Source organism: Rhodobacter sp. P2_H5, assembly GCF_056403335.1.
Genome location: NZ_JBFUFS010000003.1, coordinates 340,032 through 354,036, shown reverse-complemented (window position 1 = coordinate 354,036; position 14,005 = coordinate 340,032). Strand labels below are relative to the sequence as shown.

The 14,005-nt window shown below is 65.2% G+C and carries 13 protein-coding genes; 1 reads left to right on the top strand and 12 read right to left on the bottom strand.

The window, feature by feature from the left end; translation table 11 throughout:
• Positions 1–158: 158 nt before the first annotated feature.
• On the bottom strand, positions 159–1,070 hold the full coding sequence (locus tag AC1DVR_RS05815) for an AraC family transcriptional regulator (protein ID WP_477999595.1): 912 nt from the start codon (positions 1,068–1,070) through the stop codon (positions 159–161).
• Positions 1,071–1,176: 106 nt separating this feature from the next.
• On the opposite strand from AC1DVR_RS05815, the gene AC1DVR_RS05810 reads away from it, so the two are divergent.
• On the top strand, positions 1,177–1,911 hold the full coding sequence (locus AC1DVR_RS05810) for an SDR family oxidoreductase (RefSeq protein ID WP_477999594.1): 735 nt from the start codon (positions 1,177–1,179) through the stop codon (positions 1,909–1,911).
• Between the two features lie 507 nt (positions 1,912–2,418).
• On the opposite strand, the gene AC1DVR_RS05805 is transcribed toward AC1DVR_RS05810, so the two are convergent.
• The 11 genes from AC1DVR_RS05805 to AC1DVR_RS05755 form a co-directional block, all read right to left on the bottom strand.
• Positions 2,419–3,411, bottom strand: coding sequence for a nucleotidyltransferase family protein (locus tag AC1DVR_RS05805; protein ID WP_477999593.1), 993 nt, complete (start codon positions 3,409–3,411; stop codon positions 2,419–2,421).
• Entirely contained in the window at positions 3,408–4,634 is a 1,227-nt protein-coding gene (locus AC1DVR_RS05800; protein ID WP_477999592.1) for a hypothetical protein, read from the bottom strand. The genes AC1DVR_RS05805 and AC1DVR_RS05800 overlap by 4 nt, the downstream gene beginning before the upstream one ends.
• Positions 4,635–5,010: 376 nt before the next feature.
• The gene (locus tag AC1DVR_RS05795) at positions 5,011–5,478 is read right to left on the bottom strand and encodes an A24 family peptidase (protein WP_477999591.1); all 468 of its coding nucleotides are present in this window, start codon (positions 5,476–5,478) and stop codon (positions 5,011–5,013) included.
• Between the two features lie 18 nt (positions 5,479–5,496).
• Positions 5,497–6,357 (bottom strand): helix-turn-helix transcriptional regulator, encoded by an 861-nt coding sequence (locus tag AC1DVR_RS05790; protein ID WP_477999590.1) that lies wholly within the window; start codon positions 6,355–6,357, stop codon positions 5,497–5,499.
• Positions 6,358–6,618: 261 nt separating this feature from the next.
• Positions 6,619–7,620, bottom strand: a complete 1,002-nt coding sequence (locus AC1DVR_RS05785; RefSeq protein ID WP_477999589.1) for a type II secretion system F family protein — start codon at positions 7,618–7,620, stop codon at positions 6,619–6,621.
• Positions 7,621–7,631: 11 nt separating this feature from the next.
• Positions 7,632–8,615, bottom strand: a complete 984-nt coding sequence (locus AC1DVR_RS05780; protein ID WP_477999588.1) for a type II secretion system F family protein — start codon at positions 8,613–8,615, stop codon at positions 7,632–7,634.
• Positions 8,612–10,006, bottom strand: a complete 1,395-nt coding sequence (locus AC1DVR_RS05775) for a CpaF family protein (RefSeq protein ID WP_477999587.1) — start codon at positions 10,004–10,006, stop codon at positions 8,612–8,614. The genes AC1DVR_RS05780 and AC1DVR_RS05775 overlap by 4 nt, the downstream gene beginning before the upstream one ends.
• A gap of 2 nt (positions 10,007–10,008) precedes the next feature.
• On the bottom strand, positions 10,009–11,289 hold the full coding sequence (locus AC1DVR_RS05770) for a CpaE/TadZ family protein (protein WP_477999586.1): 1,281 nt from the start codon (positions 11,287–11,289) through the stop codon (positions 10,009–10,011).
• Between the two features lie 43 nt (positions 11,290–11,332).
• A complete protein-coding gene (locus AC1DVR_RS05765; protein ID WP_477999585.1) occupies positions 11,333–11,989 on the bottom strand; it encodes a TadE/TadG family type IV pilus assembly protein in 657 nt (218 codons plus the stop codon).
• Positions 11,986–12,501, bottom strand: a complete 516-nt coding sequence (locus AC1DVR_RS05760) for a TadE/TadG family type IV pilus assembly protein (protein ID WP_477999584.1) — start codon at positions 12,499–12,501, stop codon at positions 11,986–11,988. The genes AC1DVR_RS05765 and AC1DVR_RS05760 overlap by 4 nt, the downstream gene beginning before the upstream one ends.
• Complete coding sequence (locus AC1DVR_RS05755; RefSeq protein ID WP_477999583.1) at positions 12,476–13,954, bottom strand: pilus assembly protein TadG-related protein; 1,479 nt, start codon at positions 13,952–13,954, stop codon at positions 12,476–12,478. Before AC1DVR_RS05755 ends, AC1DVR_RS05760 begins: the two co-directional genes overlap by 26 nt.
• Positions 13,955–14,005: the final 51 nt, after the last annotated feature.

Sequence of the window (14,005 nt, the reverse complement as noted above, 5' to 3'; positions counted from 1 at the left end):
TTGGACAGGCCTGATCGAGCAGTGGGACCTGAGGCCGAATAACTTCGGCAACTGCGCATTGATCCCCGCGACCAAGGCTCCTTCCGCCACAGCCGCTTCAAGGCTCGTCGGACGGCAGCGCGGGCCAGTTCTGGCGGACCGCTTTGAGACGGGTCCGCTCATGCCCCCGGGAACGCCGCTTTCATGAACCGCCCCGGCGGCTGGCCGGTGTGGCGGCTGAAGGCGGTGCTGAAGGTGCTGGCGGAGCCGTAGCCAACGCGCGCCGCGACTTCCTCCAGCGCAAAGCCACCGCGGCGCAACAGGTCGCGGGCCACGGCCATCCGCCAGGTCGTCAGATATTCCATCGGACGGCTGCCGACCAGGCGGGTGAACCGCGCGAAGAAGGCCGATCTCGACATGCCTGCCGCCCCTGCCAGATCAGGGACCGTCCAGGCACGGGTAATGTCCCCATGCAGGCTGCGCAGGGCGCCGGAGATGCGGGGATCGGAGAGGCCGCGCAACAGACCGGGCGCCGGGGCTTCGGTCGGCGCGGCCCGCAAAGCCTCGATCAGCAGGATCTCGACCAGACGCGTCAGGATGAGGTCGCGGCCTGCATCGTCCCGCGCGGCCTCCTCGCCCAGCATATGCACCAACTGCGTCAGCCGCGGGATGCCGCGCAGATGGATCATCCGGGGCAGCAAGGCTACCATCAGATCGGCGTCGGGCGCGGCGAAGGTGAACCAGCCGCCGAACTGCCGCATATCGGGCGGGCCGTCCTGCCGTCCGTGGCGGACCTCATGCTGCGGCGGTTCGGTTCGGGCGTCGATCCGGCGCAGCGGCCCGGGGTCCAGGCTGGACATCGCGAAACGCGGCGTGGCGGGCAACAGCACAAAATCGCCGGCCTCGACAATCAACGGGTCCTGCCCCGCGATGCTGAGGCGGCACCTTCCCAAGGTCATCGCCGCAAAGGCGGGGCGTCCAAATTCGGTATATTCCACCGCCCATGCACCAGCGGCGCTGATCCCTTTGGAAAAGACGGCCTGCGGGCGCAGGAGTTCGATCACCTGGGCCAGAGGGTCAGCCGTGCCCATATCCGTATTCTGGACTTTCACGAAAGCAATCAGGACTCTTGATTGATGATAGTCCTGATCATGCCCGCTATGTACCTCCTGTCAACCGCGAATACAGGAGAACGCAATGCACACTGTCCTCATCACGGGCGCGTCGTCGGGATACGGGCTGGAAACCGCCCGCCACTTTAACGCCCAAGGCTGGCAGGTCATCGCCACCATGCGCAACCCGCGCGCGGGCCTTCTACCCGATGAGATCCGCCTCCTGCCGCTGGATGTCACCGATCCGGCCAGCATCGCCGCCGCCATCGCGACCGCCGGCCCAATCGACGTACTGGTGAACAACGCCGGCATCGGCCTTGTCGGCGCCTTCGAGGTCGCGCCGATGGACTACGTCCGCAAGATGTTCGAGACCAACACCTTCGGCACCATGGCCATGGTCCAGGCCGTGATCCCCCAGATGCGCGCGCGGCGCTCGGGCGTCATCATCAACGTGACCTCCAGCGTCACGCTGGCGCCAATGCCGCTGGCCGCCGCCTATACCGCCAGCAAGCAGGCCATCGAGGGTTTCACCGGATCCCTGGCGCATGAACTGGGCGCGTTTGGCATCCGCGCCCGGCTGGTCGAGCCCGGATATGCGCCGACCACGCGCTTTGCGCAGAACATCGACTTTGCCATCGCGGACATGATCCCCCCGGCCTATGCCGATTTCGCCGGTCCCATCTTTGCCGCCTTCGCCAACCCGCCATTGACCACGAAGGAGACCGATGTGGCCGAGCAAGTGTTTCTGGCCGCGACCGACGGCTCTGGCCGCCTGCGCTACCCCGCCGGGCCGGATGCCGTGGCGCTGTCCAGGATGTAAGGCACCTTGGCAGTGGGCAGAGCGCGCGACTTGGGTCTGTCTTGTCTGGATCTGGCGGGGCGCCTTTGTTGCTGCAGCGTCCCGCCGGCGCCTGAACGCGACATGCCACCTCATGCTTCGAGCGGTCGCATTCGAGGGCGCCGCATCAAGGAGGCCAGGGCGCATTGGCGCTCAGGAGGGTGGTGCGCGCCAATGCGGGGCCTTCGCGGCGGAGCTGGCGCCGCCACAGGTCCGGCCTCGCCTGAAGGCGCTCAAGAACGATGACCGGGGCACCGAGGGCAATGCAGAAGCCGCGATCCGACCGGGCAAGAGCATGCCAGCCAAGACGGGAGGGCAACATGGCTTGCAAGCGATCCACCCGGCGCGGGGGCGACTTCGGCGGGATTGGACAAACACCGGACTCTGCGCGTGAAAGAGAGACGGATCAACGACCGGATCGGCGTCCTGCAAGTCTGTGGGCGGACATGGCCTCACGGTGGCGATGAGCACACCGAACGCTGGCCGGGATCACCCGCGCTGGATCTTCTTGATGTGCCGCAGGTCCTTCGCCCAGCGAACGACCTGCCATTCCACATCGCCGAAGGCGGGATGTGCCAACTTGACCAGACGGCGGCGATGCAGCAGGGCGCCCAATCGGGTCTCTTCGACTCCGGGAAAATCGCCAAGACCGACGTGGCGCGCCATCCTCGCCTGAACCTCCAGACCGAGGCGGAACTTGGCTGAGCGGCATTTGCCGAGGATCCATGCCCAGTCAAGGGGGGCCACAGGGTTTCCGGCAAGGCTCGTCAGTTCGAGCAGGTATCCCAGATGGACAGATCCGCTTGCCAGGGCCTGATCGTGCAGCATCTCGTGCCCGAGATTGATGACGAATTGCAGGCTGGCATCGGGAACCCGCAGGACATTATCGCCCAACGATACGGTCTCGTTATGCAGTGCAAGCTCCTCCGGTGGCACCAAATGGGCGAAGAGCGCCGGCAGGCGCAGATGCACATCCACCGAACCCACATCACCGGGACGGAAATAGCACCCGGCTGAATGGGTGCCCGGATCCTCCGGGAAGGTGTCGTAGCCCAGAGCGCGGAGGACCGCATCGGTGCGGGCGGCCTCGTCGGCCCGGACCATGACATCCAGATCCCGCAGCATCCGCGGCGAAGCCCCCTGCGGTCTGCTTCGCACGAGTTCGGCGGCACCCTTGAGGATGGTCAGTGTAACGCCCGCCGCTGCCGATGCCTGCGTGAATTCGGCCAGCTGGGCAAGCAGGCGCGCGTTGCGCTCGCTATTGGCAGCGTCGAGGCTGGCAAGGTAGTCCATTGCCTCCGGGTCGGCCCTTTCGGCCCCGGCGGAGGCGGCGATGCTGCGATAGAGGCGCGGGCCAAGCAGATGTTCGTTCGCCAGCCGGATGACCTGATCCCAATCAAGGGTATCCGGCAATTCTCCTCTGAGGCAGGCTGCCAATTCCCGAAGCTGGGTAGAGCTCTTGCGGGATTGGATATAAGTCATTCTGGCGTCGCCCGAATGGAGGCTTCTGCACGGCACCAGGCGGCTTTGGCCAGCGAGATGCCTTCGGCAAGAGTGTTGTAGGTCATGCGATAGAAGCTGGCTCCGCTTGCGCAAGCGACAAGCGCGCCGAAATCCTGCGGGGCCAGTTTCCCGGTGGCAGACCAGGCGCCGGCCAGAAGTGCGGCGATGGAATCTTGCAGGCCAAGTGGCGTGAGCGCGGGTGGTGCGGCGTCTGTCCTTTCGACACAAAGCACGGTGCGGACGCGCCGGGCCAGCCTGACGCCGGGGTCCAGCCCCAGGTAACGCACGCTCTGGTCATCGGGCCGCTTATAGGCGCGCCGCAGCGCAAGGTCGGAGCGGTAGGGTGTCAGAAGGCCCCAGGCACCGTCCTTGACCGTGGCGGGAAACGGCAGGGCCATGACACGCCCATCCCGTTGCAGGTCCGCGATGTCGTCGCCTTCCAGCCGGAAACCCGCCGCAGCCAGCGCCACCGCCAGCGTTGACTTGCCCGCCCCGGGTTCACCGACGAGCAGCATGTGCTCCTCCCCCTCGGACAGGGTCGCCACATGCAAAGCGATGCCGTCAATCGCTTCAAGCGCCAGATCCGTCAACGCCATCTTCAGCGCCGGAGCCGCCTGTTCCCAAGGGTACCACGCGATCTTCTGGCCGCTTCGCGCGATCCCGATCTCGCCTGGCAATCCGACGATCAGCAGATGCCGGTCGCAAGCGCCTTCTGCCATGTCGAGATGCGCAACCATGTCGCGGAGGGGCGCGAAGTCGGCGGAGCCACAGAAATTCACGCTGACGGTGACGCTGCCCAGATCGATCCTGAGCCGCGCTGACACCGGCCTGATCCCGCCTTGCGCCGCGATATATTCGATCGCGCCCGCCTCACGCAGATCGGCGAGCATGGTCCTTCCGTCCCTGTGGATCGCCTCGGCGGCGGCAAGGAATTCCGCGACCGACATGCCAGCCTGAAGTCGCCGCCAACAGCCTGCCACGAAAGGATCAACTTCGAACAGGCCATCACGACCGGGTACGAAAAGCAGCGCTACGCCTTTTGAGACCGCCAGGCACACGCCCTCTGCAGCATTGATGATGGTTTCACTGTCGCTTGGGGTCGTGGCCTCGTCACGGAAATTCCAACTGTGGAATTCCCGGGTTCGATCCGCCAGAAGCCGCCCCCGAAGAAGCCAGCCCTGCATCAAAGTGAGGTCAGCCATCCGAGCAGGCCACGCTTCTTGCCAGGTCCCTTGCCACGACCGGAGCGCGCCACAGCCTCCGAGGCGAGGGACGTCGAAAGGAGGAAAACGACAGCAGGCGGCGTGACGGCCGCAAACCGGCCTGTCTTCTTGAGGAATGCGCGCCGCTCAGGTGATTCAGGTGGGGAACTGTGGATCCCGGACGATTTCATGCTTTCACCATTCCTATGACAATTGTTAAATGACTTGGATCAAGGTCCCGCTTCGGACCGGATGCGTCAATTGTCCATTCGGATGAGACAGGGTGCGTCGTGGGCTTACTGAAGGGCCAGATCATTCCCCGTCGCACGACAGTGAGAGCTGCTCCCCGCGTGCTGAACAGATGTCGGGCCGCGTATCACTGCATGAGAAGCAAGGTGATGGGCGTGGCGATGCCGGCCAGTGCGATGGACAGCCCCATCGGAAGCTTGTTGGTGCCGTCGAAGGATTTCCAGCCCCAGGCCCGGCTGGAGGGAATGCGCCGAAGTCCGAAAATCAGCACGATTCCCATGAGGAGTGCCGCCGAAAAGATATTTGCGAATAGAAGCAGGGCACTGGTCGGAATGAACAGCATGAGGGCCGACAGGAATTTGACATCACCGCCGCCGATCATGCGGAAGGCAAAGGCCAGAAACCCAGCGGCCAATACCGCAAAGGCGCCAACCAGGCGGATCGGCAGGTCAGAGGGTGGAAAGGCAAGGGCGCAAACCAAAAACAGGGCAAGGGCAATCAGGCTGACCAGATTGGGAATCCGCATGAAGCGCAAATCAAAATAGGCCACCGCCAAAAGGACTGGGGCGAGGAGGAAAAGCGGCAAGAGGGCCATGGCATCCTCCCCCCGGGGTCACGCGAAGCGGACGGATGGGCTGTCCTGCCGGGTGTTGCTTTCCATCAGCTGAAAGACCAGTTCGGCCAGCGAACCGCAGGAGACCTTGGCATAGATGTTGCGCAGATGGGTGCGGATCGTCGGCTCGGACAGGCCCAGTTCGCGGACCACGGCTTGAATGACCAGACCCTGGCTCAACAGCAGACAGACCCGAAATTCTGCCCGGCTCAGCCGCAGGGGGTTATCCGATCCGAGGATCCTGACCCGTGTCGCGTGGCGAAACTCCCACTGGTCATTGCTGCGGTGGTTGAGCATGGTGCGCGTGATCAGGCCGACCTTGCGGCTGGACCAGACCCGCGCCATGTCGGGCAGCATCGCCTGAAGCAGGGCCTCGGCCTCCGGGGCCAGCGGGTCGCGAAAATGCAGCTCGATATGGTCGCGCGTGTTCGGCCCCGCGGCCATGATCAGCACCAGAAACTCTTTCAGACGGCGCGCGGCCTGCCATTCCTGCAGCGATGGATCGCCGGTCGCATCGTCGAGATGGGCGCTTGCCACCCACATCGACGCAGCGCGGGCATGCAGGATCGGAGCGCCGAAGAACGCATCGGCAAAGCTTCGGCGCAGGGGCCGCCTTCCCGCCGCATCCTTGGCGAGATCGCAGGCCGCAATGCGGACCGGCTTCTGGTCGGAAAGTTGTGTGCGCACGATGGTTGCGACCTCGGCCCCGAGGCCGGTGGCAAGGTCGACCAAGGCCTCCTGCAGGGAGATCTTGCCGTTCAGCGCTTCGGACCAGGTGACGATGGCATGAATGATGGAGGAATTGTTGATCCCGCGCCCGAAGTGGCTCCCGCCGTCACATTCAATCTCGCGACGCCCCATTCAAACCTCCCCTCAAGCAATTCGACCAACTACATGAAAGTCCACCAGGAATAGGAGTGCTCTTCAGTGGCACTTCAGGATTCAAAGTGTTTCACAAGCGCCAATTTAGTCAAGGAATTGACTCATTTATGCCCTCTTCCGTTCAAATTTACAATTTAGAGGTGAATTTGCGCGGGATCAGTGGCGCACGACTATCGACGGCACCCCGGCTGCTGTCGGTTTGTTTCCAAACTGGAAAAAATCCCGCCAGGTGCCGCGCGGTCAGCGGTGCATGAAATGGATGAAGCGAATCACGATCGGGCCAAGGGCGAGCATCAGAAGCGCCGGCAGCATCAGCGTGGCCATCACCGCCGACATCTTGACCGGCAGCTTGTTGGCCATTTCCTGCGCCCGCAATTCCCGCCATTGCCGCATTTCCTCGGAATAGACGGTCAGGGCATCGGAAATGCTGCTGCCGTAATTGAGCGATTGCAGCACCACATTGGCGAAGGAATTGACCTGAGCGACCCCGGTGCGGGCTGCCATGTCCAGCAGCGCCTTGTCGCGGCTGCGCCCGGCCTGGATCTCGCGCTGGGTGATGGTGAACTCCTCCGAGATGGCGGGGGCGCTGACGGCGGTCTCGTTGGCGACCCGGATCATCGCGGCATCAAGGCCAAGCCCGCTTTCCACCGAGATCTGCAGCAGGTCGAGGATATTGGGAAAGGCCTCTTCAATGGCGCGCTGGCGGGCGGCCACCTTGCCGCGCAGCCAGTAGACCGGGCCGAAAAAACCCAAGGCCACAAGGGCGCAGAGGATCTGCAGCAGGAAAAGCTGGCTCATCCCGCCGAACTGCCGGGCCAGGGGCGCGGGCAGGGTGACAAGGCTGGCGCGCGAGGCGGCGATCAGGGCGAACAGCGCGCAGGGCAGCACGATGCCGATGCAGAGCCGGACAAGGTAGAAATTGCGCACCGCATGCGGCCCGTTGATCCCCGCATCGGCCAACTGGCGCTGGACCTGGCTGCGCTCGTTGCGGTCAACCGGGATCAGGCTGCGCATCAGGCCTGTGGGATCGGCGTCCGAAGGGCGCAGCAGGCCGGCCTCGAAGGCCGAACCCGGGCGCTGGACCGCCTGACGGGACAGACGGCTGAGTACGGGGTTCCTGGCCGCGAAGGTGCCGGCGATCCCATAAAGGGCCAGCAAGACGCCCAGACCGATGCCGGTGACCATGATCGTCTGGACGGAAAGGCCGTAGCCGGACAGGAGGGACTGCAATGACATGAGCATGGGCGTCTTCCCTAGATCCGGAATGCCACAAGGCGGCGCATGGCGAGGTAATTGCCGACCACCAGCACAACGACGGCAATCGCGATGGGGCGGAACAACGGATCTTCGCTGACCCCCATGTAATAGGTCGGCGAGGTGATCGAGGTCATGCCGAAGATGAACACCGGCAAGAGCGACATGAAGACCGCCGTCATCCGCCCCTCAGAGGAAATCGCAAGGATGCGCTTGCGCATCGTGATCCGGCCGCGGATGACCTTGGCCAGTGTGCCGAGGATCCGCGCCAGATCGCCGCCGGTGCCGTTCTGGATCGCCACGCCGGTCGCAAGATAGGCCACATCCTCCACCCCGATGCGGTCGGCAAAGTCACGAAAGGCGCTGACCAGATCGTCACCGTAAGCGATCTGATCCTCCATGATGCCAAATTCCGAGGCGACCGGGTCGATCATGTCGCGCGCCACCGCCGAGATCGTGGCATTGAGCGGATGGCCGACGCGTAGACCGCGCGCCATGAGGTCCAGCGCATCGGGCAATTGGGCGACCAGTGTCTTGAGGCGCTTGTCGCGCTTCCGGCGCACGACGAAGACCGGCAGCACCAGCCCCAGGAACAGTGCGATCGCAACGGCCAGGGTCGGGTTGAGCCGCAGCGACAGGACCAGCCCCGATGCCAGCGTCAGGCCGATGCAAAGGGTCAGCAAATGGCCCGGCTTCATCAGAAGCCCGGCGCGGCGCATGTCCGAGGGCAGGGTGCCGATCAGGGGCAGGGCGTGAAAGACCCAGGTCGCCTCCTTCGGCTTGAGGATCTGCAGCACCTGTTCGGTCGTGGCGCCGCCGGCGATCAGGCGCAGGCGGCGGTTGCGCGCCTCGGCCCGCGCCTCGCTGCGAAACAGCGTCTGCCAAAGACCTTCGAAGACCAGAAGCACGCCGAGGAAAACGCCGACATAGATGATCGACCCGATGCCGAATTGCGGGATGGAAAGCTGCGGGAAACTGATCATGGCTTTTGCCGTCCCTTGGTGAACATGTCGTCGTTGAGGTCGACCCCGGCCTGCAGCAAGGCCTCGGTACAGCGCGGGCGGATGCCAGTGGCGATGAACTCGCCCAGAACGGTGCCATCCGCCGCCCGCCCGGATTTGCGGAACAGGAAGATATCCTGCATCGTGATGATGTTGCCCTCCATCCCCACCAGTTCGGAGACCGAGGTGACGCGGCGGCTGCCGTCGCTGTGGCGGTTGAGCTGGACCACCACATGGATGCCCGAGGCGATCTGCTGGCGGATCGCCGAGATCGGGAAATCCATCCCGATCATCGTGACCATCTGCTCGATCCGGCTCAGGGCGTCGCGGGCGGTGTTGGCGTGGACCGTGGTCATCGACCCGTCATGCCCGGTGTTCATCGCCTGCAGCATGTCGAAAGCCTCCGCCCCGCGCACCTCGCCGACGATGATGCGGTCGGGCCGCATCCGGAGTGCATTGCGCACGAGGTCGCGCTGGGTGACCGCCCCGGTGCCCGAGGGCGAGGGGGGGCGGGTCTCCAGCCGCACCACATGGGCCTGCTGCAATTGCAGTTCGGCCGCGTCCTCGATGGTGACGATCCGCTCGCGCGCGCCGATGAAAGACGAGATCGCGTTCAGCATCGTGGTCTTGCCCGACCCGGTCCCGCCCGAGATCAGGACGTTCAGCCGCGCCTCGACCAGACCTTTCAGCAAGGCCGCCGCCGGGGCCGACAGGGCTTCCAGCTCCACAAGCCGCGCCATGGTCAGCGGCGTGGCCGAGAATTTGCGGATCGAGACCGAGGGGCCGTCGATGGCGCAGGGCCGGATGATTGCATTGACCCGGCTGCCATCCTCCAGCCGCGCATCGACCCAGGGCTGGGATTCGTCGACCCGGCGCCCGACGCGCGATACCATCTTGTCGATGATGCGCAACAGGTGGCGTTCGTCGCGAAAGCGCACCTTGGTCCGTTCCAGAACCCCGTGGCGTTCGACAAAGACCGAACTGTGCGAGTTGACCAGAATGTCGTTGATCGAAGGGTCGGCCAGCAAGGGCTCCAGCGGGCCGAGGCCAAGCACCTCATCCAAGAGTTCATCAACCAGGCGCTTGAACTCCTCGCTCCGCATCGCGGTGTTTTCCTGGGCCAGGACCTGCGTCACCAGACCCGCCACCTCGCGGCACAGATCCTCGCGGTTGACCTTGTCGATGGCCGACAGGTTCAGCCGGTCCAGAAGCACGTCGTGCAGCCGGCTTTTGAGGTCGAGCCGGGCGATGAGTTCGGCTTCGGCGATGCCGGCGGCCTTGGTGGCAATCGCCGGGTCCGGGGCCGGGGTCTTGCCAATCTCGACTACATTGTCTGCCGGCGCTTTGCTGGGCCGGGTGAATTGTCCGAACATGGTTATTTCTCCAGCTTTCCGGTGGCGGCAGTGTGGGAGGTGGATTTGTGGGAAGTGGATCTGAGGAAGGCGGCTGTGGGCGAGGTGGCCGTGGCAGAGGCGGCCGGGAAGGCGCTCAGGGTGTCGCGGGCCAGTCGGGCGATCGCTTTGCCGAGGCCCGAGCGCGGGGCGACCATGGCCAGCGGCTGGCCACGGTCGGCGCTGGCCCGGGCCGCAACCGGGTCATGCGGCAACCAGTGCTCGAGCTTGCGGTTCAGTGCCTTCTGGATCTCTTTCTGCGCGCCGGTGTGCAACAGCGCGCGCTTTTCGTGGTTGATCACGATCCGCACCGGCAGATCGGGGTTGTCGGCGGTGAAGAATTCGATCAGGCGGCGGCAATGGCGCACTGATGGCACCGCCGTATCGCTGACGATGATCAGCTCGTCGGCCCGGTGCAGCACCGGCTCCATCCAGCGGCCGAGGGCATGCGGCAGGTCGACCACGACGAAGTCATTGTCTGCCCGCAGGGTATCGAGGATGGCGCCGATCTGGCGCGGTTGCAGTGAATCCAGCGGCATGAATTTCGACGGGGCGGCCAGCACCGTCAGTCCGTTGGGCAGCTTCACCATGGTCGAGGACAGATAGGTGGCATCCGGGATCGTGCCATCGAGCGCCAGCTGGTGCAGGGCATTCTGCTCGCCCAGGTCCAGGAGGGTGCCGACCGAGCCGAATTGCAGGTCCAGATCGACCAGCGCCACCGCGTTCGGCTCGATCCGGCGCAGAAACCGGCTGCGGCCGACCAGATCATGCGCCAGGTTGACCGCCACCGTCGTGGCCCCCACGCCCCCGCGGGCCTGCGCCACGGCAAGGATCCGCCCGCGCCGCAGCGGCGCCGCGGCCTTGGCCACCGCCAGCCGGGTGCGGTAATGTGCGGCCACCCGCATCTCGATCTCGGCCCCGGCACCCTCCTTGGGCAGCACATCGTCGACCCCGGCCTGACTGAGCGCGCGCATCCGGCTCAGCGTCATTTCGCCATCGGCCAGGGCCAGAAGCAGCGTCCCCGCCTTGCGGTTCGCCTTCAGGGCCCGGATCGAGGCGATGTCGGCATTGGCATCGTCGCTGGTCTCGAAGATGATGACATCCTTGTCGGCGGCCATGATCACAGCCTTGCCGTTCAGCGCGGCCAACCGCGATGGTTCGGTGCGCAGGTTCACCCCGTCCATCCCCGCCAGCGAGACGCCGATTTCGTCGGTCACCGCCGCATCGGGGGTGATCAGGAGGATCGATTTGTCCGTCGCGGTCATGTCAGGCTCTTCCTTGAATAAGCAGGTGCGGTAAGGGGCGCCATCATCCGGCCTCGCCCAAGGCGAGGTCTTCCGCCGGCAGGGAGACGCTCAGGGCCGGGAAGGGCAGGCTGGTGGGCAGGTCATTGCCCACCGCCCCGGCCAGCGTGGCCAGGGCGCCGAGGGGGGTGATGAACTCGAAGCTCAGGTTCTGGATCGAGACGGTGACCATCGGCTCGTAAGGTCCGCCCAGAAAACCGAGGTCGGAATTGTAGGCATAGCTGAAGCGCAGGTTCGCCGCCGTCGCATCATTGGGCAGAAGGACCGCAATGACCGGCCAGATCTCGGCCACCGTCGCGTTGCCCATGCTGCCGGCGCAAGTGACCGTGCCGGGATCGGCGCAGACCGTGGCACCGGACCGGCAGTTGCTGCCGAAATAGGGCGGAACCTCCCCCGCCACCACGGCGCCGCGCAGATTGGTCTGGGCCACGCCGGGGCAGGCCGGGGGGCGCGTCACGGCGGTGCGGGCGGCCATCTGCATCGCCTTGTTGGCCATGACATATTCAAAACCCAGCCGGCCAAAGTCGATCAGGCCGAAGAACAGCAGCAGGAAGATCGGCAGGACGACGGCGAATTCGACCAGCGTCGTGCCGTCCTCGCGCTGCAGAAAGCTCTGCCCGGCGGCGATGGCCTTGCGGCGAAGGGGCGCGAGGGCTTTCATGATCCGAACACCCGCGCCTGATTGCTGACCTCTGTCGTCAGGTCGGGGCGGCTGGCCCCTGCAAGGGTGAAGAGGCCTGCGAAAGGAAAGCGGATGGTGATTTGCACCGACACTTCCGCGATGGCCACCGGGCTGGCCCGGTAGGTGCCAGTGACGCAGCGGTAGCTCGGGGTCACGGTGCCCACCACCACATCCTCGGGAAAGACCGAATAGGCGGTGGCCCCTTGCACGATCAGGGTCCGCAGCCGCGTGGCATAACCGCTGACCGAGCCGCCTGTGGTGCAGATGTCGGGGGCGACAGTGCGTGCCAGATAGCGGGCGGCGTCGCGCGTGCCGATGATGGTGCTTTGATAGGACAGCATCATCCGGCTGCCTTCGATGATGACGGCGAAGACCAGAAGCATCATCGGCAGCACCAGCGCGAATTCGACCAGCGCCACACCGCTTTCGTCGCGCCAGAAGGTGGCGAGGCGGCGGGACAGGGGCTCAGCGGTAAAGCTGGACGACATCATGGAAGATCCCTCCTGTGCCGCTGCTTCCGGTTTCGGCAGAGCCCACCACCTCGACATAGATGTCGAAGGAATTGCCCGCCGCGTCCGCGACCGGCTGGGTCAGGAACAGCCGGACGAATTCATTGACCGGCACGTTGCTCGCACGGCCATTGATCGGGTGGGCGGTGCAGTCGATGCCGGCGGCGATCACCACGCGGCGCTCGGGGTTGGAGGACTGCTTGTTGGTGCATTGCGGCCTGCCGGTTTCGTCCTTGCCGGCCGGCAGGATCGCCGCTGTCGAGGCGCCGCCGCCAGCCGCTGCGATTTCGGCCAGGTAGTACTGATATCGGGTTGTGGCCGTGGGGTGCGGATCGGCGACACCCGTGCCGTAATTCTTGGTCACGTAATTGGGCCGCCCGGTCGTGGCATTCGACCAGACGCCATTGCCGAACCGGTTGCCATTGGCGCAGCTGGCGCTGGCAAAGCAATCGTCCCTCGGCAAGGCCACGGTGGCGGCGACCTTCGGATTGTTGCCGATGCAGGTGGCGCCGGCGCCGTTCGGTTTGATGCCCTTGATGACATTGGGTGCTGCCGGATAATTGGCGTCATTCTTCTTCGAACTCATCCCGCCGGCAAAGATGTCGAAGCGGACGTTGTAGCCGGAGTTCTCGATGCCGACCTTCTGGCCTGGCTCGGTATCGACGCCGCGCTGCGAAAAGCACTGCGTCAGGGCGCCTTGGGCGCCGATCAGGCAGCGGGTCTGCTGCGCCCCGTTCAGCCCGGCGCAGGGACCGGCCGAATCCAGCCCCGTCGACGCCAGGTCCAGAAAGCCGAAATCGCCCGGCCCCCAGGCGGCCCCCTGACCGCCCGACCGCAAGAGGATCATCTTGCCGATATTGTCCTTGGCCTTGAAAGAGGACGAGGGGATGCAGAACATCAGGGGCGTGATGTCGCAGGCATATTGCGTGAAGCCCGCCACCGCCGCGGCGCCAAGTGCGGGATTGGCCGTCGTGCCGCCACGCAGGGCGTCAAAGGCCGCGAGGAACATGGGGGGCACGGTCCGGGGCGTCATCATCACGCGCGCATAGCTCGCCTTGGCCGGGTCGGTGGTCTCCCCGGCCGCCAGGCTGGCGGTGTCGCTGGCCGGCAGGCTCTTGTAAAACGTCAGCGTGTAATCCGAGGCGGAGTCCAGCGCTCGGGTTCCGGTCGCGAAAGTCTGCTGGTCTTCGATCAGGGCCGCTGCCGCCGCCGTGGCGCGGGTGATCGCGTCGGACTTGCCGTCAAGCTCGCCCGCTGCGGCGAGTGCCACCTGATCGGCATGCGACTGCAGCTCGGATTGGGTCGCGGCCCTTTGCCCGAAATCGAAGGACAGCGCGACGATCCCCAGCACCGCCACCAGGGCAAATGCCCAGAAGACGAGGATCGCTCCCTCCTCCTCCCGCATGGCGTGCCCGATGTTGCGCAAGTCTCGCATGATGCTTTCCCGGTTGGATGCCCGTCTCAGCCGCGCAGAGGCGGCGTGCGG